The sequence below is a fragment of the Devosia sp. Leaf64 genome (genome assembly GCF_001421945.1).
Lineage (GTDB): Bacteria > Pseudomonadota > Alphaproteobacteria > Rhizobiales > Devosiaceae > Devosia.
Window position 1 is genome coordinate 798,738 of the sequence record NZ_LMLO01000021.1, and the last position, 19,887, is coordinate 818,624.

The following is a 19,887-nucleotide window of genomic DNA, read 5'->3' on the forward strand; positions in this document are numbered from 1 at the left end:
TCTCTCGGGTTCATCATCGTTCTGGCATAATGCGATCCCGCACGAGATGAGGAGTGACTGTCATGGCCAAGCGCTTGATACTTTCTGCAGCTCTCATGGGCGTATTGCTTGCTGCCCCCGTCTCGGCGCAGAGCTTTGGCTTCGGGATTCATTTCGGCGATCAGGCCGAGGATTTCAAGCCGCGGATGGCCTTGTGCTATACCGACCGCCAGATCCGCGAAGCCATCGCCGCCCGTGGATATTCGAGGATCTACCTCAACGTCCCCGACAGCGGCGTTGTTCAGGTCAAAGCAAGCCGCGATGGCGTAACCTATCTGATCAAGTTCGATTATTGCCGCGATCGGATCAGGGATATCCAGCAACTTCGCTGATTGTTCGTCATGTGAAAAAGCCCGGACTTCCGGGCTTTCTCCTGCGATGCGTTCAAATTCGGGCCAAGTTTAGTGTCTGAGTTTACCCCTCGTTTGCATCTTGAAAGCACTTTCTTAAGCGCGCCCTGCTAACTCTGGGCGCATACGGTTTTTTGTAAGGAGTTGCCGTATGCGAACCCGAAATGGGACCAGTACTGCGTATCCAGCGCCCCATTTCGGTTCTTCTGCTGGCGTTTTGCCGAGAGCCGGATCCTTCAGTATTGCGTACCGGTTGGCACAGTTTCGCGTCCCGCGCTTTGGCGCCATGCTTCTCGCGAGCCTGGTTTTCTATCTGACCTGATGCCTTGCCTTTGTGAGGACCTTGGATTAGGTCTTTATCTGTCCAATCGAACCGGGGAGGGATGCATGACTGCTTTTTATCATCATCGCCAGCGTGGCCCCGTTCATGCCCTGTGGCTCAAGCTGCAGGGCTGACCAGCACGGTTCGGACGCTCTCTAAAAGTCATTGATCCTTCTGGTTTGCCCGTCACGGCATGCTGACTTCGGTCGGGATGCCTTATCGATGGAATTCGCGCGCGCCTTGTCGCTGCGCTCCCCAGAAAGACCTCTCCAATGGCAAATCTCAGCCTCCGCAATGCCAGTCTCCGCTCGAACCAAGTCCTCTTTTCCGATCTGACCTTGTCGCTCAGCGATGGCGATCGGGTTGGTCTCGTCGCCGCCAATGGGCGCGGCAAATCCACACTCCTCAAAGCCATCATCGGTCAGGCCGAACTCAGTGAGGGCGAACTTTCCCGCTCCCGTGGCCTCACCATCGGCTATGTGGCGCAAGACGTTCCCGAGGCCGCGCTCGACACGCCGCTGCGCGATTTCGTCGAGGCTGCGCTGCCACCGGCAGATCGTGAATCCGAAGGCTGGCGCGCCGATGTCGCCCTTGATTCCCTTGGCTTTCCACTCGATCTGGTCAGCAAGCCGTTACGCGAATTCAGCGGAGGCTGGCAGCGTCTGGGGCTGATCGCGCGGGGCTGGGTCACCGAGCCGGACCTCTTGCTTCTCGACGAACCCACCAACCATCTCGATCTCGGCCGCATCGCTGCGCTCGAAACCTGGCTTGCGGCCTTGCCGCGCCAGACGATTGTCATCATGGCGAGCCACGACCGGCAGTTTCTCGACGCAGCGACCAATCGAACGCTTTTCCTTCGTCCGGAGCAGTCTCACTTCTTTCCGCTGCCGTATAGTCATGCGCGCCTTGCCCTTGATGAGGCGGACCAATCTGCCGAGCACCAGCGCCAACGCGATCTTAAGGAAGTTGCGCAACTGCGCAAGCAGGCGGCCAAGCTCACCAATATCGGCATCAACTCCGGCAGCGATCTGCTGACGGTCAAATCCAAGCAGCTTCGCGAGCGTGCGGAAAAGATCGAGACCCAGGCCGTTTCGGTTCACCGCGAGAAGACTGGCAAGGTTATGCTGGGCAATAGCGGTGCAGAGGCCCGTGTCATGCTGGCTTTTGAAAACATGGCGATAGAGACGCCAGACGGTCGGCCGTTATTCTCCATCGATAAGCTGCATATCTTCCAGGGGGATCGCGTCGTCCTTTTGGGCCGCAACGGCGCCGGCAAGTCGCAGTTGGTCAACCGTGTCGCTGCCGCCCTCCAGAACACATCCGTCGACGGTACGAGGCTCAGTCCGCAGATCGTCCCTGGCTATCTTGATCAGGCCCTCGATTGGCTGCCCCTCAATATGACGCCGCTCGATTTTATCCTCTCGCGCTACAATGAAGGTGACCGGCGCAGCATCAGCCTCCTCGCCGGCGCAGGCTTTGAGCCGGAGCGGCAAAGCAAGCCCATTCGCACACTTTCACTTGGACAGCGGTCGCGTCTCGCCCTATTGGCGTTGCGCCTGCAGCAGCCAAACTTCTATCTGCTGGACGAGCCGACCAACCATCTCGACATTCCGGGGCAAGAACAGCTCGAGGCAGACATCGCCGAGCATGGTGCCACCTGTCTGCTGGTCTCCCACGACCGCGCCTTTATCCGCGGCGTCGGCACCCGCTTCGTCCAGATCGTAGGCAAGCGTCTCAAAGAAGTCGAAGGCCCAGAAGACTTCTTCGCCGAAATGGCTTCGGGCTAGACAGTAGGACAAAACGAAGGGTGCCCGGCTTTGCGGCGGGCCGTTCTGCGGCCAGCTTAGCCGGTCACGCCGTTCCGCACGGCGAGGTGCAACTGGACCGCCGTGATGACGGCCTTATCCTTACCCTCACGCTTCGCGCGATAGAGCGCCTGGTCGGCCCTGGCGATCATATCGGTGAGAGCTTCCTGGCTGTAGCTCATATGCAGCCCGATGCTCACGGTAATGGGGTAGTCGTCCGGCAGGCCCGGCACGCTGACTTCGGTCAGCGCTGCCTTGATTACCCGTGCCGCTTCCTGCAGTTGCGCGCGGTCGACGTCATTATAGTAGAGTGCGAATTCTTCGCCGCCGACACGACCTGCCAGCAGTGCGCCGCCATACCGCGCCATGACCCGCGCGACTGCTATGATCACCGCATCGCCCACCTTGTGGCCGAAGCTGTCATTGACCTTCTTGAAGTCGTCGATGTCGGCAAGGAGGATCGCCGGCTGCCGTGAATTGGCAAAGTCGCGCTTGAGCGCTTCGCTGGCCTTGGTTTCGAAGCCGCGGCGGTTGAGGAGATTGGTGAGAAAATCGCGGTCGGCCTGGCTCTTGAGGTGGCTGATCGTATCGAGGCCAATGCCGACGATGAAGAGCAGCGCCACGACGAAGGATAGGATCGGGCTGAAGGCGCGGATCGAGGTCCAATATTCCGATCCCGCAAACCCGGTCGGGCTCTGGATATCGAGGATGCCGAGAATGACGAGGCTTGGCCGGATCAGCGCGATGAAGAAGGCCAGCGCCACGCCGGCTTCGAAGAGCTTGTCCGCCAGCGTCCGTTCGGATTGACGCACGAGGTTGACGAAGGTCGTCGCGGTAATGGCCATGAACATCGCCGAGGTCGTGAAGATGCGCGCTGGTGTCAAGGGATTGATAAAGAGATACCAGGAAAAGGGAATCGCGCCTGCAACGATGATGGCGGTGAGAAACGGGGCAGGGACCTCGACATTCCTTCGCCGCAAGGCGCTCGAACAGGCCAGGGTAACTGTCGCAACATACAACGCATTGGCGGGAATGTTGACTTCGCCCGGGCCGATGAACAGCCTGAACTCGTAGACGACGAAACCAAAGCCCATGAAGAGGAAGGCGAGCGCCAGCGTCACGAGATGCAAATATCGCCGTTGGTAAAACCAGATGATTCCGAATGTCGCGGAAAACAGAAAGCTGACAATCGGATTGACCAGCGAAAACAAGATCTGATCCTGCACGTGAACGACACCCCACTTCGTTCCCTGTCCCGCTGCGACCCTACCGTGCCGGTCCCAACAACGCATTAACCTCGCGTGATGTCTTCGTTAAAAACAAGAAGGCCGCCCCGAGGGACGGCCTTCAAAATACGTACGGAGCAAACCTTAGTGGTGGTGCTCTTCCGGAACGTCGTTTTCGTCTGCCTGGATCAGCTTGGCCAGGTCGTCACGCGACATCTTGGCTTCGGTCTGGTCGGCAAGGCTGGCGATGTAGTCGACGACCTTGTTTTCGAAAACCGGCGCGCGGAGGCTGGCGAGAGCCTGGGCGTTCTTGCGGTAGTAGTCGTAAACCTGCTGTTCCTGGCCCGGGAAGCGACGGATTTCAGCAAGCAGAGCCTGCTGGTGTTCGTCGTCGGTCACCTGAACTTCGTTCTGGTTGCCGATTTCGGCAACGACGAGGCCAAGGCGAACGCGGCGCTCGGCAATACGCTTGTACTGTTCGCGGGCTTCTTCTTCGGTCGTGCCTTCGTCTTCGAAAGAACGGCCATGGCCTTCGACTTCGTGCTGAACGCGCTGCCAGATGGTGGCGAATTCGGCGTCGACGAGCTGTTCCGGAACGTCGAACTTGTGGCCTTCGTCGAGCGCGTCGAGAATCTGGCGCTTGACGTGCTGACGGCTCATGCTGTCGAGCGCGGAGTCCATCTGTTCCTTGATGGTGTTGCGGAGGGCCGCAACGTCATCGAGGCCAAGGCGCTTGGCGAATTCATCGTCGAGGTCGCCTTGGTTCGGGCCGTCAACGTGCAGTACGGTGACGTCGAACGTGGCTTCCTTGCCGGCAAGTTCGGTATTGTTATAGTCGGCCGGGAAGGTGACCGTGATCGTGCGGGTCTCGTCCTTCTTCTGGCCAACGAGCTGTTCTTCGAAGCCAGGAATGAATTCGTTCGAGCCAACGGTCAGGTGAGCGTGGTCGGACTTGCCGCCCGGGAACTCGACGCCATCGATCTTGCCGACGAAGGAGAGACCGAGACGGTCGCCCTGTTCGACGACTGCGCCGTCACCCTTGTCGGTGTAGCCGCGATTCTGGGCGAACACACGGTTTACTTCGGCGTCGATTTCTTCTTCGGTGACTTCGACGACAGGCTTGTTCAGCTTGAGGCCCTTGAGGTCCATCAGCGAAACCGGCGGCAGCACTTCGTATTCGACTTCGAATGCGAGGTCCGACTTGCCATCAAGCACGTCGTTGATGACGTTCTGGTCCTGCGGCAGGTCGACCTTAGGCTGAGCTGCGGCGCGTTCCTTACGCTCGTCGAGCGTATCGGACACGGTCGAATTGATCGCGTCGGTCATCACTTCGGACATGGCCGAGCGGCCATAGACTTTCTTCAGGTGCGCGGTCGGCACCTTGCCGGGACGGAAGCCCTTGATGTTGGCCTGGCCCTTGAGTTCGTCCAGCTTCGCGTCGAGGCGAGAATTGAGATCCGCCGCCGGGATCGTGACGCTGAGCTTGCGCTTCAGGCCTTCATTGAGGGTTTCAGTAACCTGCATGGGGGTTATTCCCGTATTGTTTGATCTCGTTAGGCCAGGACCGAGATGGTGCGGGTGAGAGGACTCGAACCTCCACGCCTTGCGGCGCTGGAACCTAAATCCAGTGCGTCTACCAATTCCGCCACACCCGCATGGGTACCCCGTCGGCCGGGTTGGGATGCATCTATATGAAGTGTGTGGGCCAGTCAAAGCCTCGATTGGCCATTCGAGCCGAATGCTGGGGCCTTTAGCCAAGTTTTCACGCCGTGACGCGGTAAAGCGCCCAAAAAAAGCATTGCCGGCAACCAGGATTGCACCCGGTCACCGGCAATAGAGGCACTATTGGCTCAGCGCTTAAGCAACACGACGCTGCGTCGACCGGCCCGTTTCTTCGCCACTCCCGCCCACGAGGAAGATCTCGGCGATGTCCTCGAGTTCGCGGGCCTGGCCTTCCGTCTGCTCGATGGCGGCATTGGTTTCTTCGACCAGAGCCGCATTGTGCTGCGTCATCTCGTCCATCTGCCGCACCGATGCTGCCGCTTCGGCAATGGCGCTCGATTGCGCCTTGCTGCCGCTGGCGATGGCATCCATCAGATCGCTGTTCTCACGCACATCGCCAAGCATGCTGGCAATGCGTTCTGCCGCATCGGACAGGAGCCGTGACCCCGTTGCGATTTCGGTGGATGAGCGCTCGATCAGCGATTTGACCTCAGCCGAGGCTTCTGCCGCCGATTGTGCCAGGCGCCGCACTTCCACGGCCACCACGGCAAAACCCTTGCCAGCTTCGCCCGCCCGCGCCGCTTCCACAGAAGCGTTGAGCGCCAAGAGATTGGTTTGGAAGGCGATGTCGTCGATCATGCCGGCAATGTTGGAGATCTGCGACGATGACGTCAGGATACGCCCCATCGCGTCCTTCGCTTCGCTCATGACTGCACCGCTGGCTTCGGCCGTTTTGGAGACTGCACGGGCCTTGCCGCTTGCGGCATTGGCTCGGGTCGCATTCTCTTCCACGGTTTCCGAAAGATGGTCCATGGCCGTGCTGGTTTCCTGGATCGCCGAGGCCTGACGAGAGGTGCGCTCGGCAAGATCATTGGCACCAGCGAGAATGTCGCCCGTTGCCGAATGCAGCATGCTCGAAGACCGGCGGAGCCGCGAGATAATCTCGGCAAAGCGATCGACCGTGTCATTATAGGCAATGCGCACGACGTCGAGTTCGCCTTTGAACGTCTGATTGATCCGGCCGCGCAGATCGCCCTCCGCAAGTTTGCCCAGGCCTTCGCCTAGAAGATTGACCGCACGCTTCCGGTCCGTCACGTCGGTCGCGTATTTGACGATTTTGAAGACTTTGCCGTGCAAATCGAAGATCGGATTATAGGTGGCCTGGATCCAGACCTCCTTGCCACCCTTGCCGATGCGCAGATATTCGGCTGCCTGGTATTCGCCGCGGCCGAGTGCGTCCCAGAATAGCTTGTAAGAGGCAGAGCTGGCTTCTTTTTCCTGCACGAAGAGCCGGTGATGCCGGCCCTTGATCTCGTCGAGACGATAGCCGAGCGCGGAACAGAAATTGGCATTGGCGTCGAGTACTTCGCCTTGCGGCGAGAATTCGATGATGGCCTGCGAACGTGAGATGGCAGCGATCTGTCCCGCGAAGTCAGCCGAACTCAGCTTGGCGCTGGTGATGTCTGTGGCAAACTTGACGATCTTGACCGGCTTGCCTTCGGCATCCATCACCGGGTTGTAGCTGGCCTGGATCCACACATCCCGCCCGCCTTTGGCGAGGCGGCGATATTCGGCGGCCTGAAATTCGCCTTGGGCTAGGCGCTTCCAGAAAGCCTTGTAATCACCGCCTTCGGATTCGGTCGGTTCGACAAAGATGCGATGGTGCTTGCCGCGGATCTCGTCCAGCGCATAGCCCATGACGTCCAGGAAATTCTGGTTAGCGTATAAAATATTGCCATTAAGATCGAATTCGATAACGGCCAGCGCGCGCGAAATGGCATTGAGCATAGCGCTATTGTTTTGCGCCAGTTGGCGGTCTGCGCGATTGAAAAGGCGGATTTTCAACGTATCCCCCAGGGGTAACGCACGGAATAGTACGTAGGCTATTTGGTAACTGGGTTAGGTAAATTTTCTCCTGACACACTCATAATTCATGCGCAAACCGAACTTAATCTAAAATACGCATGGCTGGTCATGCTTGCTTTTTGATCAGTCGCTGCCTCGCCTCGACCCTCACTGCCCGAAAACCGCCAAAACAATCGGCAGTCTGGCTAAAAAATAATCAACGCCGGGTTTGGTGCGTAAGGACACGACATGGTCCCGCCAGCTAAATCCTTAAATACGCTAACTTTTCTTCTTTGGCATAGGCTGGCACAGGCCGTGCATACAATCTGGCGAAACGGGCCAAAACGGTCAGGAGGCACCAGTTGAAAAAAATCGAGGCGATCGTAAAGCCGTTCAAGCTCGACGAAGTCAAAGAGGCGCTGCAGGAAGTTGGCTTGCAGGGTATCACCGTGACCGAAGCCAAGGGTTTTGGCCGTCAAAAGGGCCATACCGAGCTCTATCGTGGTGCAGAATATGTGGTGGATTTCCTGCCCAAGGTGAAGGTTGAGGTAGTTTGCCCCGATGATCTCGCCGAAAAGGCGATCGAGGCGATCCGCAACGCTGCCCAGACCGGCCGCATCGGCGATGGCAAGATTTTCGTCTATTCCATCGAGCAGGCCATCCGTATCCGTACGGGCGAATTCGGCGACGACGCGCTCTAAGAAGCGCGCGTCAGCCAACCATCAAACAAAAATTTCCGTCTAAGACAGGGGAAGACCTATGACGACCGGTGCAGACATTATCCAGCGCATGAAGGACGAGAACATCAAGTATCTCGACGTGCGTTTCACCGACCTGCGCGGCAAGCTGCAGCACGTTACCATGGACGTTTCGGTCGTCGACGAAGACATGTTCGAAGACGGCGTGATGTTCGACGGTTCCTCGATCGCTGGCTGGAAGGCCATCAACGAGTCCGACATGGTGCTGATGCCCGATCCGAACTCGGCCTATATCGACCCGTTCTTCGCTGCCTCCACCCTCGCCATCAACTGCGACATTCTCGAGCCAGCAACCTATCAGCCTTATAACCGCGACCCGCGTTCGATCGCGAAGAAGGCTGAAGGCCTCGTCAAATCCTCCGGTATCGGCGACACCGTCGTGTTCGGTCCCGAGCCCGAATTCTTCATCTTCGACGACGTCCGCTACTCGGCAACAACCTACAATGTTGGTTTCGCCCTCGACGCCGCCGAACTGCCGACCAACAACAACACCGAATATGAAGCCGGCAATAACGGCCACCATATCGGCCTCAAGAAGGGCTACTTCCCGGTTCCGCCGCTCGACAGCGCGCAGGACATGCGCGGCGAAATGCTCGAAGCCATGGGCCAGATGGGCGTCATCATCGAGAAGCACCACCACGAAGTGGCTTCCGCCCAGCACGAACTCGGCCTCAAGTACAAGCAGATGATCGCGTCGGCTGACGACGTTCTCATCTACAAGTATGCCGTGCAGCAGGTTGCCAATGCCTATGGCAAGACCGCAACTTTCCTGCCGAAGCCTGTCTATGGCGATAACGGTTCGGGCATGCACTGCCACATGTCGATTTGGAAAGATGGCAAGCCGCTCTTTGCCGGCGACCAGTATGCCGGCCTCTCGATGGACTGCCTCTATTACATCGGCGGCGTCATCAAGCATGCCAAGGCGATCAACGCCTTCACCAACCCGACCACCAACTCCTACAAGCGTCTGGTGCCCGGCTTCGAAGCTCCGGTTCTCTTGGCCTACTCGGCCCGTAATCGTTCGGCTTCTTGCCGTATTCCGTTCGGCCAGTCACCGAAGGCAAAGCGCGTCGAAGTCCGCTTCCCCGATCCGCTGGCAAACCCGTACCTGGCCTACACTGCGCTGCTGATGGCCGGCCTTGATGGCATCAAGAACAAGATCCACCCCGGCGAGCCGATGGACAAGGATCTCTATGAGCTGCCGAAGGACGAACTCAAGGAAATCCCGACCGTTTCCGGTTCGCTCCGCGAAGCGCTGGAAAACCTCGACAAGAACCGTGACTTCCTCAAGGTCGGCGGCGTCATGGACGACGACTTCATCGATGCCTACATCGAACTGAAGATGCAGGAAGTCCTCCGCGTCGAAATGACCCCGCACCCGGTCGAATACGAAATGTACTTCTCGGCCTAATTGCTGGAACCAAGAATGAGAGAAGGGCCCCTCGGGGCCCTTTTTGTTTTACCGGTGTTTCGCGCTCATCAACTGCCGACAACCAGGAACCCAAGTCCATGATAACCCCGGGTCCGTCTTTCAAAGACAACCTGCAGCAGCTTCCAGCCATCGACTCCATCGCGCGTATCGACCTGATCGACGGGACTGGCACAGTCGTCGCCACCATCGAGAATCAACCCGGAAAGCAGGGCTCTGTCGCGGTCTATCAATACCTTCAAGCGACCTTCGGTACGCTCGATGCCAAAGCCGCCCGTCACGGTCTCGATGTGTTCGGCGAACACACCGCCGATGCGCGTAGCCGTCCCGGTGCCCATCCCAATATCGACCGTCTTATTGCCATCGCTGATGGCGCCGAACCGCTCGCGATCCGGATCATTGCCAAGGACCACGCCTGACCCTTGCCTTCAAACAACCGCATCTCGTTGCAAACTTATCCCAACGACATCATCGGGATAACCAAGACATGCTGAAGAGACTAACCCTGGCGGCGCTGCTTCTTTCCGCCGCGTCACCATCCGCCTTCGCATCCTCGGACGACGCCTGGGCAGAGTTCGCGACCAAGGTGGAGGAAGCTTGCCTCGGCGCCACCAGCGAAATCCTCACCGATGCCCAAGCGACGGTCGACCCCTTCGGCAGTGAGAACTATGGACTGGCTGTTGTCACCGGCAAGGCCGACGCCACCACGACAAAGAGCATCATCTGCGTCTTCGACAAAAAGACCGAAGCTGTGGAAATTGGCGGCGAGCTGGACCTTCCTGCCGCAAGCTGAGCTGAATTTTGTGGTCGGGCTTGTGATCATGCCCGGCCGCAAAAGCTCCAGATGCCTCAGAAGCTAAGCCGATGGCGGATGCGTGAATTCGACGCGCGCCGCCGATCAAAACAATCGGATGCGGAATGAATGTCGTAGCCAGACCGCGTGCTCGTGTCTTAAGCATCTGATTTAAGCACTACCAGTGCATGCCGTCGTCTGGAGCGTCACGTGTATTCCAATCCATCAGAGGCTGATCAGCCTCCACGCGATGACATGAAGACGACTATCTTCGGTCGCGATTGGTCGCTGTCGCCGCTCGGAGATCGTGCGACATGGCCAAGCCAACTGAAGACGCTGGTCGGCATTATCCTCGCCTCCAATCAGCCCATGTTCGTCGCCTGGGGACCCAAGCGCACGCTGATCTACAATAACGCCTATAGCGATATTCTCGCGTCCAAGCATCCAGCCGCTTTGGGCGAGGACCTGATGGACGTCTGGAGCGACATCGAGGCCGATCTTCTGCCCATCGTCGAGCGGACATATTCCGGTCAGCCCGTTGAGATGGACGACATTAAGTTCATCATGAACCGGCGCGGTTATCCCGAGGAGACGCACTTCTCCTTTTTCTATGCGCCGATCGCCGACGACGATGGCACGGTTATGGGCATCTACTGCGCCTGTAACGAAATCACAGCCCAGGTGCTTAGTGCCCGCCGCGGCGAAGAGACGGAAAAAGCCCTTCTGGCCGAGCGTGACCGCACCCGCGCCAGCCAGGCCCAACAGGCTTTTCTTCTCGATCTGACCGATAATCTCCGTGCCCAACCGACGACATCGTCGATCATGCAACTAGCCAGCGACAGCCTGGGGACGTGGCTCGGCGCTGATCGCGTGTTCTATGCCGAAATCGCCGGCAGTCTCATGACCGTCGAATGCGAATATGCTGAGGGCGTCATCTCGCTGATCGGCCAGCATTCTCTCGAAGCTTTTGGCCCAGATCTGCTCTCCGCCTATCGATCGCAGACCGCGATCAGGGTGGATGACGTGGTCAACGACGAGCGCCTGAACGACGCGGCGCGCGAAGGTCTTGGTTCGCGGCAGGTTGGCTCTTTTGTCGACGTCGTCCTTTTCAAGGAAACTACGTTCGTCGGTCTTCTGGCCGTCCAGGCCAAGTCAGCGCGCGTCTGGACCTCCGAGGAAGAGGCTCTGATCCGCGAAGTCGCCGACCGCATGAAGTTCGCGGTGGAGCGCTCGCGCGCCGACGAAGACGCTTTCCGTGCAGCGACGCGGCACCGGCTTCGCGCCGAATTGGGTCAGGTGCTGCAAAGTCTATCGGATCCGATGGAAATCAAGTCCGCCGTCGCACGCCGACTGGGGCCGCATCTGGGTGTCGATCAGGCAAATTACTACCGTATCGAAGACGGCAAGTTCGTCGTGACGAACGAATGGCACGCTGATGGGCTGGCTGGCATGTTGGGTGTGCATCAGCTTGGCAGCTTCGCAAAATCGACTGTTCGCCTGCTAGAGGCTGGGTCTGTGCTGCGCGTCGATGACACGCGAACGCAACCCGATGCCGAAGCCTATTCCACCTTCGGCATGGGCGCTGCGCTCTCGGTACCACTCCATCGCAATGGGGCTTGGGTCGCCGGCCTTCATTTGCATCAGAGCACTCCTCGTGCCTGGACCGACGATGAGGAAGATCTCGTCAGGGAAGTTGCCGCCTATATCTGGGCAGCCTTGGAGCGCGCTCGTGCGCAGCAGGAGTTGCGGGCGCTCAATGAAACCCTGGAGCAGCAGGTCGCAGAGCGTTCGGCTGAACGCGATCGCCTGTGGAGCCTCTCCCAGGACATGTTCGCCCGAGCCGACTATAGCGGGATGATGTCTGCGGTCAGCCCCGCCTGGGAGCGCGTACTGGGTTGGTCCGAGGCGGAATTGCTCAGCCGCGGCTATGCCAGCTTCATGCACCCTGATGATACTACCCCGACGCTTGCAGCCATCAGCCGGATGGCTGAAACGCGGCGACCGACTCGTTTCGAAAATCGCATCGCAACCAGCGATGGTGGCTGGAAGTCGATCGAATGGACGGTCGCGCCCGAGGCTGATGGTCAGAATTTCGTTGCCGTCGGCCGCGATATGAGCCTCGTAAAAGCCAAGGAACATGCTTTGGTCGAGGCACAGGAGCAACTGCGCCAGAGCCAGAAGCTCGAAGCAATGGGCCAGTTGACCGGCGGCGTCGCGCACGACTTCAATAATCTGCTGACCCCCATCATCGGTTCGCTCGATATGCTGACGCGCACGGAGCTGACAAGCGACCGGCAGCGCCGCCTCATCGACCGCGCGCTTCAGTCCGCAGAGCGCGCCAAGTTGTTGGTCCAACGCCTTCTTGCCTTCGCCCGCCGCCAGCCGCTCCAGGCGACTGCCGTCGATGTCGCGGCTTTGATTGATAGCATGAAGGGTCTGATTGGCTCGACGCTTGGGCCCTCGATCAACATCACCCTCAACGTCGAGCCCGACTTGCCACCCGCCAAGGCCGACGAGAATCAGCTCGAGATGGCGCTGCTCAATCTCGCAGTCAACGCCCGCGACGCTATGGCGGATGGCGGCAACCTGACCATAGCAGCCACGCTCGAGCAGTCGTCGGGCGACACTAAGCTCGGCCTTTCTGCCGGTTGCTATCTACGCCTACGTGTCGTCGATACCGGCACGGGCATGGATGAAGCGACAATCGCAAGGGCAATCGAACCCTTCTTTTCCACCAAGGGAATCGGCAAGGGAACTGGCCTTGGCTTGTCGATGGTCCACGGCCTCACCGCCCAGCTCGGTGGCGCGCTCGATATCGTCAGCGCACCTGGCCAAGGCACATCGGTCGAGCTTTGGTTACCGGTGAGCGAGGGCTATGTCGATCTAAAGCCCGACGCGGAGCCAAGCTTCGCGCCGTCCGCCAAGCGAGGCACTGCTCTCTTGGTCGACGATGAACCACTGGTTCGCATGAACACGAGCGACATGCTGGTCGACCTGGGCTACATCGTCATCGAAGCCGCATCAGCCGAAGAGGCACTGCTGCTCGTCCAAAATGGCGCTATCCCAGACGTTCTGATTACGGACCATTTGATGCCCGGCATGACAGGCGCCGAACTCGCGCGTGACATACGCCGCACCAAGCCGGATCTGCCAGTCGTCATTGTTTCGGGCTATTCGGAGGTGGAAGGACTAGCGCCCGATCTGCCGCGCCTGACCAAACCCTTCCGACATGCGGAGCTCGCCGATATTTTGACGGGCCTGATGCCCGCGGTAGCGGTTGAAGGCATCGGCTCCGCCTAGGCCGCAGATCATCTCGGCACGCACGTAGCTTCACAGCGCGATCGAGACAGTCGCGGTCGCTCCAACGTTGCCGTACCGCAGAACCCAGCGCATTTTCTGGCAGGCCCAATTTCTCCTGCCATGACGCTGTTCATTTTCACGCCTAAGTCGTTATGAGAGTCAGACGACGTTCGTGAAGTGAGACAGCCATGCCCTATACCGATGCTCTATTGACGCCACAGGAAATGGGGCAGGCGGATCGTCTGGCGATAGAGAGCGGCGTCCGATCCTTCCGCCTGATGGAAGCCGCCGGCAAAGCCGTCACCGAAGCCATCATCGAGCGCTATTACCAGCGCTCCGTCCTCGTCCTCTGCGGCACCGGCAATAATGGCGGCGACGGATTCATTGTGGCTCGGTTGCTGCAGCAACGCGGCTGGCCGGTGCAGGTTCGTATTCTCGGGGATCGCGACACGCTTCGCGGCGATGCCCAGGTCGCTGCCGAACAATGGACTGGTCGCATTGATCGCCCGACCGAGAAGGACATCGAAGACGCCGACCTTGTCATCGATGCCATTCTCGGTGCTGGGCTCGACCGCGATGTGGATGGCGAAATCGCCGACATGATCGGCCTCGTCAACGCGTCAACGTTGCCCGTAGTCTCCATCGATGTCCCGAGCGGTATCGATGGCGCCAGTGGCGCCGTCCGCGGTGTCGCCATGATTGCCGATATGACGGTCACGTTCTTCCGCCTCAAGCCAGGGCACTTGTTGCTGCCCGGCCGTCAACATTGCGGCGAGGTCGTCCTGGCCGAAATCGGCATCCCCGAAAATGTTCTCGAACGCATCCTGCCGCGCGCCTGGCAGAACACGCGCAGCCTCTGGAGCCTGCCGCAAGCCATGGCTGATGGTCATAAATTCGACCGCGGCCATGTCATCGTTGTCTCTGGCAGTGAACTGGAAACCGGCGGTGCACGCTTGGCGGCCTATGGTGCTTTCCGGGTCGGCGCAGGCCTTGTGTCTATCGCAGGCGCAACCGATGCGTTACGCGTTCACGCCGCCCATATGACGGCCGTCATGCTCAAGCCTGCGAGCGATGCAGCGGAACTCTCCAAACTTCTCGAAGACAAGCGCATGAATGCCGTCGTCCTCGGCCCAGCCGCTGGCATAGGCGCCGAAACCCGCGACAAGACACTCTCGGTGCTAAACTCCGGAGCTAGCCTCGTCCTCGACGCCGATGGTATCAGCAGCTTTGCGAGCGAAAGCGAAACCCTTTTTGCCGCCATCAAGGCCAATCCGGATCGCGTCGTCGTTCTCACCCCGCATGAGGGTGAATTTCAGCGGCTCTTCGGCAATGTACCGGGCGGCAAGCTCGAACGCGCCCGCGATGCTGCGCTGCATTCGGGAGCCGTTATCCTTCTCAAAGGCAGCGACACCGTCATCGCTGCGCCGGATGGGCGGGCCGCGATCAATGCCAACGCGCCCACTTGGCTTGGCACGGCCGGGGCAGGGGATGTGCTCGCCGGCATCATTGGTGGTCTTCTCGGTCAAGGTATGAACGGCTTTGAGGCCGCCTGCGCTGGCGCCTGGCTTCACGCCGAAGCCGCCAATCGTTTCGGCGGCCCCGGGATGATGAGCGAAGATCTCCCGCTCCTGCTGCCTGGAATACTGGCGACGCTTTAGTCCCAGCGCACCATCAGCCTTTCGAGCCCGTGGAAATGGTAGACGTCGGCGTAGCGCGGCGTTTCCGCCAGCCGCAGCTTTGGCAGCCGCTCGAACAGCACTGACATCGCCTCCTGAAGCTCAATCCGCGCAAGCGGCGCACCGATGCAGAAGTGGATACCCGCGCCAAAGCTGACATTGGCGCCATCGGTCCGGAACGGATCGAACCGGTCGGCATTGGCGAAGCGCGAGGGATCGCGATTAGCCGCGGCGAGCATCAGCCCGATCACGTCACCTTTGCGTAACGGGATGCCCTCCACTTCGGTGTCCATCAAGGCGTAACGGGTAAAGAGATGCAGCGGGGCGTCGAACCGCAGGCACTCTTCCACAGTCGCTTCGGTCTGCTCGGGCGTCGCGAACAGCGTCTTGGGATCCAGCCCGCTTTCAAGGATGGACTTGACGCCATTTCCTGTCGTGTGCACCGTGGCCTCATGCCCGGCATTGAGCAGCAGGATCGCGGTGGACATCACCTCCTCATCACTCAACCGCTCGCCGCCCTGTTCGGCAGTCAGCATATGGGTAAGTAGGTCCTCGCGCGGAGTTTTGCGCCGTTCGCCAATGATCTCGCGCAGATAGGCCATGAAATCTGCCGACGCCTGATTGGCATCGAGCTCGGTGTCATCGGTCACGCCGAACATATACATGGTCACCATGCGGTTAGACCAATTGAGCAATTGCGGCGCCGATTCCGCCGGTAGCCCGATCATTTCGGCAATGATGATCGCGGGCAGGGGCGCGGCAAATGCCTTGATCAGGTCAACGCTCTCTTCGCCTTCGAACCCATCGATGATCTCGTTTGCCAATTGACGAATGCGCGGCCGCAACTGCTCGACCTGCCGCGAAACGAAGGCCCTGTTGACCAATGTCCGCAACCGCGTATGGGCCGGTGGCTCAAGGTTCAGTAGCGAGAATTTTTCGGTGAGATCAAAATCCGCCACATGCGGCTTGGGCTGCGGCAGCCCGATTTCCTCCCGCGTCGCCACATGGAGAATTTCACGCCCAAACCGCTTGTCGCGCAGCAGCGCTGACACCGATTTGAACCCACCAAAGCACCAATGCCCATATTCTTCCCAGAAGAATGCCGGGTTCGTCGCATGCCGCTCAGCATAGAACGCATACGGATTCTGGAAAAACGCGGGATCGCGCGGTGCTGCGCTGGCGCTGAGGCCGGCAGGGACATCGGTGATGGGTTTGACTTGGATAATGGCGGCCATGGTCGTCCGAGAAGCTTGTTCGCCCCCACATTAGGCCCGGTCACGCCCCATGCAATTTATTTGTCCGTCTTCGCAAAAAAAGCGGCACAAATAGTCGGACATAGGTTGAGCCGCTCGTCCTCTGGCTGTCCAACCAAGGAGACCAGCCATGAAATTTCTATGCCTTTTCAATTTCGCGCCAAATGCATTTGACGGCGTAACGCCCCAAGAGATGCGCCGCCTCGATGATGCGACCATCGAACACGACCACAAGCTGCGCAGGAGTGGTCACCTGCTTCTCGCGTCCCCGCTCGAAGATGTCGCGACCGAGCGCGTTATCGATCGCCGCCGCCATCTCAAGGTCGCGCAGACCGACGGCCCGTTCGCCGAGGCCAAGGAAGTCATCGGCGGCGTGGTGTTGATCGAGGCCAAGGACATGGACGAAGCGCTCGCGCTTTTTGCCGACGACCCAATCGCCGCCTACTGCCGCATCCAGATCAGGCCGCTCAAAGAAGACCACCGCCACAGCGAAACCGGCGAATCGCGACCCGAATTTCGCCGGCCATAAAATCCTGCCGACCAATCATGCCGAAAAGGCTTGGCAAGACGGCACCAATCATGTCTTGAGAGCGCCAAAAGCGACGAAGGATTTACCCCGTGAGCGACATCACCGTTTCCGAGGCGACCGATGCGGTTTACGCCTCGATCAAGAATAACAACGAAGACCTCGACCTGCACATTGCCGCTTTGAAGGCGGCAATGGCGCGTGAGGGTGCCAAGGAAGCCGTGTTCGAAACGGCAAAGCTTGCCCAGGGCAATCGCCAGGGCCGCAAGCTCATGCAGGCCTATTTCAAGAAAAAAGGCGTTGCCGTCTCGTTCGCTTGATCTTGGCAAGAGTGGCGCGGAAACGGGCAGGGGACAAAGCCTTGCATCTCGCAACGTCCCGAACGCGGCATTCACCTTAGTGTCATTGTGTGGGGCTGGGTCTATTGAAGCCAGCCCCATTGCCGCCTATTTCTCCTTTTACCGCCCGTTAAGGCGGCATCGTCTGCAATCGGCCAGTCGCGCCGATTCGATTTTCATCCCAGAAGCTGCCTTGCCTTGTGCGCGTTCGGGGCAGCATCTCGGGACAAACCAACCAAGCCTGCCATTCGCTTGCGACGCTAATGGGGGCCAAGGGGCACAATATGCGGGATCCGCACGATCTTTACATGAACACGCTCGTACCCATGGTGGTCGAGCAGTCGAACCGTGGCGAACGCGCCTTCGACATTTACTCGCGCCTTCTGCGCGAACGTATCATTTTCGTGACCGGTGTGGTCGAGGACAATATGGCCTCGCTCATCGTCGCCCAGCTTCTGTTTCTCGAATCAGAGAACCCGAAGAAGGAAATCGCCATGTACATCAACTCGCCAGGCGGCGTGGTGACGGCTGGCCTTTCCATTTACGACACCATGCAGTTCATTCGTCCGGCCGTTGCCACCATGGTCATGGGCCAGGCTGCATCCATGGGTTCGTTGCTGCTCGCGGCAGGCGAAGCCGGCATGCGCACCTCGCTGCCGAACTCGCGCATCATGGTCCACCAGCCTTCCGGCGGCTTCCAGGGTCAGGTCACCGATATCCTGATTCATGCCAAGGAAGTCGAGGGCTTGAAGCGCCGTCTTAATCAGATTTATGAGAAGCACACGGGCCGTACCTACGAAGAAATCGAGAACGCTCTCGAGCGCGATCGCTTCCTATCGCCGGAAGAAGCCAAGACGTTCGGTCTGATTGATTCCATCCACGAAAAGCGCGCTGTTCCGGAGGCCTCTGCCTGATTTGGGGCGCGTTAATCACAATGCCGATGCGCTCTGGACTGTGATCCCGACGCAATTGCACGCAGCCGGAACGGCCTTTAAGGTCGTTTCGGCTTAGACTTTGTTTATGTCTTGCGCGTTACGGTTTCCGATAACGCTGATTTTGGGGGCCTCAAGCTCCCGGGAGTGACTAGATGTCCAAAGAGACAACGAACGGCGAAACCTCCAAGAACACGCTGTACTGCTCGTTCTGCGGTAAGTCGCAGCATGAGGTTCGCAAGCTGATCGCCGGGCCGACCGTATTCATCTGCGATGAATGCGTTGAGCTCTGCATGGACATCATCCGCGAAGAGAACAAGACCTCCATGGTCAAGTCCTCCGATGGCGTTCCAACCCCTGCAGAGATCTGCAAGGTGCTGGACGACTACGTCATCGGCCAGTTCCGCGCCAAGCGCGTGCTCTCCGTGGCTGTCCACAACCACTACAAGCGCCTTCACCACGCGACCAAGAATCAGGACGTTGAGCTTTCCAAGTCCAACATTCTGCTTATCGGTCCGACGGGTTCGGGTAAGACCCTGCTCGCCCAGACCCTGGCGCGCATTCTCGATGTGCCCTTCACCATGGCTGACGCCACGACCCTGACCGAAGCCGGTTATGTCGGTGAGGACGTCGAAAACATCATTCTCAAGCTGCTTCAGGCTGCCGACTACAATGTCGAAAAGGCCCAGCGCGGCATCGTCTATATCGACGAAGTCGACAAGATTTCCCGCAAGTCGGACAATCCGTCGATAACCCGCGACGTGTCGGGCGAAGGTGTGCAGCAGGCTCTCCTCAAGATCATGGAAGGCACCGTTGCCTCCGTGCCTCCGCAGGGCGGCCGCAAGCATCCGCAGCAGGAATTCCTGCAGGTCGACACGACGAATATTCTTTTCATCTGCGGTGGCGCTTTCGCCGGCCTCGAGAAGATCATTTCGGCGCGTGGCGAAGGCTCGGGCATCGGCTTTGCGGCCACCGTCAAGGATCCGCAGGACCGTCGCGTCGGCGATCTCCTCAAGGACGTTGCGCCCGAAGATCTCGTCCGTTTCGGCCTGATCCCGGAATTCATCGGTCGTCTCCCGGTCCTCGCGACCCTCGAAGACCTCGATATTCCGGCCCTGATCGAAATCCTGACCGCGCCAAAGAACGCCCTCGTGCGTCAGTACCAGCGCCTCTTCCAGATGGAAGAAGTCGAACTGACCTTCCACGAAGACGCTCTCAAGGCGATCGCCGAGAAGGCCATCGAGCGCAAGACTGGTGCCCGCGGCCTCCGCTCGATCATGGAAGCTATCCTCCTCGACACCATGTACGACCTTCCCTCGCTCGAAGGCGTCGAGGAAGTCGTCATCTCGGAAGAAGTTGTGAAGGGCAAGGACGTCCGTCCGCTTTACATCTATTCCGAACGCCAGAAGGACGAAGAGCCCGCATCGGCCTAACCGCCTGTCACGGGTTACCTTTGGTTTACGGCCTTCAGCTTAAGTGCTGGAGGCCGTTTCGCTTTTTGCCTAAGAGACAGTCGGCCAGAACGTATGCTTCGTTAGTTTTCTGCCATCTTGGCAGTGCGTAGTCCGTGGCA

16 protein-coding genes and 1 tRNA gene are annotated in these 19,887 nt (G+C 59.1%); 12 read left to right on the plus strand and 5 right to left on the minus strand.

The window, feature by feature from the left end; translation table 11 throughout:
- The first annotated feature begins 62 nt into the window (after positions 1–62).
- Both ASE94_RS16870 and ASE94_RS16875 read left to right on the plus strand, forming a co-directional pair.
- Complete coding sequence (locus tag ASE94_RS16870) at positions 63–371, plus strand: hypothetical protein (RefSeq protein WP_156352181.1); 309 nt, start codon at positions 63–65, stop codon at positions 369–371.
- A 612-nt stretch (positions 372–983) separates the two neighbouring features.
- Positions 984–2,498: an ABC-F family ATP-binding cassette domain-containing protein gene (locus tag ASE94_RS16875; protein ID WP_062631318.1), complete on the plus strand. Its 1,515-nt coding sequence runs from the start codon at positions 984–986 to the stop codon at positions 2,496–2,498.
- A gap of 56 nt (positions 2,499–2,554) precedes the next feature.
- Here ASE94_RS16875 and ASE94_RS16880 read toward each other — a convergent pair whose 3' ends face one another.
- From ASE94_RS16880 to ASE94_RS16895, 4 genes are all read right to left on the minus strand, one after another.
- Positions 2,555–3,742: a GGDEF domain-containing protein gene (locus ASE94_RS16880; RefSeq protein ID WP_062631319.1), complete on the minus strand. Its 1,188-nt coding sequence runs from the start codon at positions 3,740–3,742 to the stop codon at positions 2,555–2,557.
- Positions 3,743–3,886: 144 nt separating this feature from the next.
- Positions 3,887–5,266, minus strand: coding sequence for a trigger factor (gene tig, locus ASE94_RS16885; protein ID WP_062631320.1), 1,380 nt, complete (start codon positions 5,264–5,266; stop codon positions 3,887–3,889).
- A 46-nt stretch (positions 5,267–5,312) separates the two neighbouring features.
- Positions 5,313–5,397 (minus strand) — tRNA-Leu (locus ASE94_RS16890).
- Positions 5,398–5,599: 202 nt separating this feature from the next.
- On the minus strand, positions 5,600–7,309 hold the full coding sequence (locus tag ASE94_RS16895) for a methyl-accepting chemotaxis protein (protein WP_062631321.1): 1,710 nt from the start codon (positions 7,307–7,309) through the stop codon (positions 5,600–5,602).
- A gap of 362 nt (positions 7,310–7,671) precedes the next feature.
- Here ASE94_RS16895 and ASE94_RS16900 point away from each other — a divergent pair, with 362 nt between their 5' ends.
- The 6 genes from ASE94_RS16900 to ASE94_RS16925 all read left to right on the plus strand — a co-directional run bounded on the left by ASE94_RS16900 (position 7,672) and on the right by ASE94_RS16925 (position 15,247).
- Positions 7,672–8,010, plus strand: coding sequence for a P-II family nitrogen regulator (locus ASE94_RS16900; RefSeq protein WP_046136017.1), 339 nt, complete (start codon positions 7,672–7,674; stop codon positions 8,008–8,010).
- A 58-nt stretch (positions 8,011–8,068) separates the two neighbouring features.
- Entirely contained in the window at positions 8,069–9,478 is a 1,410-nt protein-coding gene (gene glnA, locus ASE94_RS16905; RefSeq protein ID WP_061906729.1) for a type I glutamate--ammonia ligase, read from the plus strand.
- 98 nt (positions 9,479–9,576) lie between these two features.
- The gene (locus tag ASE94_RS16910; RefSeq protein ID WP_062631322.1) at positions 9,577–9,915 is read left to right on the plus strand and encodes a DUF2322 family protein; all 339 of its coding nucleotides are present in this window, start codon (positions 9,577–9,579) and stop codon (positions 9,913–9,915) included.
- A 68-nt stretch (positions 9,916–9,983) separates the two neighbouring features.
- Positions 9,984–10,289, plus strand: a complete 306-nt coding sequence (locus ASE94_RS16915) for a hypothetical protein (RefSeq protein ID WP_062631323.1) — start codon at positions 9,984–9,986, stop codon at positions 10,287–10,289.
- 255 nt (positions 10,290–10,544) lie between these two features.
- On the plus strand, positions 10,545–13,589 hold the full coding sequence (locus ASE94_RS16920) for a GAF domain-containing protein (protein WP_062631324.1): 3,045 nt from the start codon (positions 10,545–10,547) through the stop codon (positions 13,587–13,589).
- Between the two features lie 188 nt (positions 13,590–13,777).
- A complete protein-coding gene (locus ASE94_RS16925) occupies positions 13,778–15,247 on the plus strand; it encodes a bifunctional ADP-dependent NAD(P)H-hydrate dehydratase/NAD(P)H-hydrate epimerase (RefSeq protein ID WP_062631325.1) in 1,470 nt (489 codons plus the stop codon).
- On the opposite strand, the gene ASE94_RS16930 is transcribed toward ASE94_RS16925, so the two are convergent.
- Complete coding sequence (locus ASE94_RS16930) at positions 15,244–16,500, minus strand: cytochrome P450 (protein WP_082461264.1); 1,257 nt, start codon at positions 16,498–16,500, stop codon at positions 15,244–15,246. The genes ASE94_RS16925 and ASE94_RS16930 overlap by 4 nt on opposite strands.
- A gap of 148 nt (positions 16,501–16,648) precedes the next feature.
- Here ASE94_RS16930 and ASE94_RS16935 point away from each other — a divergent pair, with 148 nt between their 5' ends.
- The 4 genes from ASE94_RS16935 (at position 16,649) to clpX (ending at position 19,747) form a co-directional block, all read left to right on the plus strand.
- Positions 16,649–17,047, plus strand: a complete 399-nt coding sequence (locus tag ASE94_RS16935; RefSeq protein ID WP_062631326.1) for a YciI family protein — start codon at positions 16,649–16,651, stop codon at positions 17,045–17,047.
- 89 nt (positions 17,048–17,136) lie between these two features.
- Entirely contained in the window at positions 17,137–17,364 is a 228-nt protein-coding gene (locus ASE94_RS16940; protein ID WP_062631327.1) for a hypothetical protein, read from the plus strand.
- 302 nt (positions 17,365–17,666) lie between these two features.
- Positions 17,667–18,296: an ATP-dependent Clp protease proteolytic subunit gene (locus ASE94_RS16945; protein WP_061907244.1), complete on the plus strand. Its 630-nt coding sequence runs from the start codon at positions 17,667–17,669 to the stop codon at positions 18,294–18,296.
- 173 nt (positions 18,297–18,469) lie between these two features.
- Positions 18,470–19,747, plus strand: a complete 1,278-nt coding sequence (gene clpX, locus ASE94_RS16950; RefSeq protein ID WP_061906722.1) for an ATP-dependent Clp protease ATP-binding subunit ClpX — start codon at positions 18,470–18,472, stop codon at positions 19,745–19,747.
- Positions 19,748–19,887: the final 140 nt, after the last annotated feature.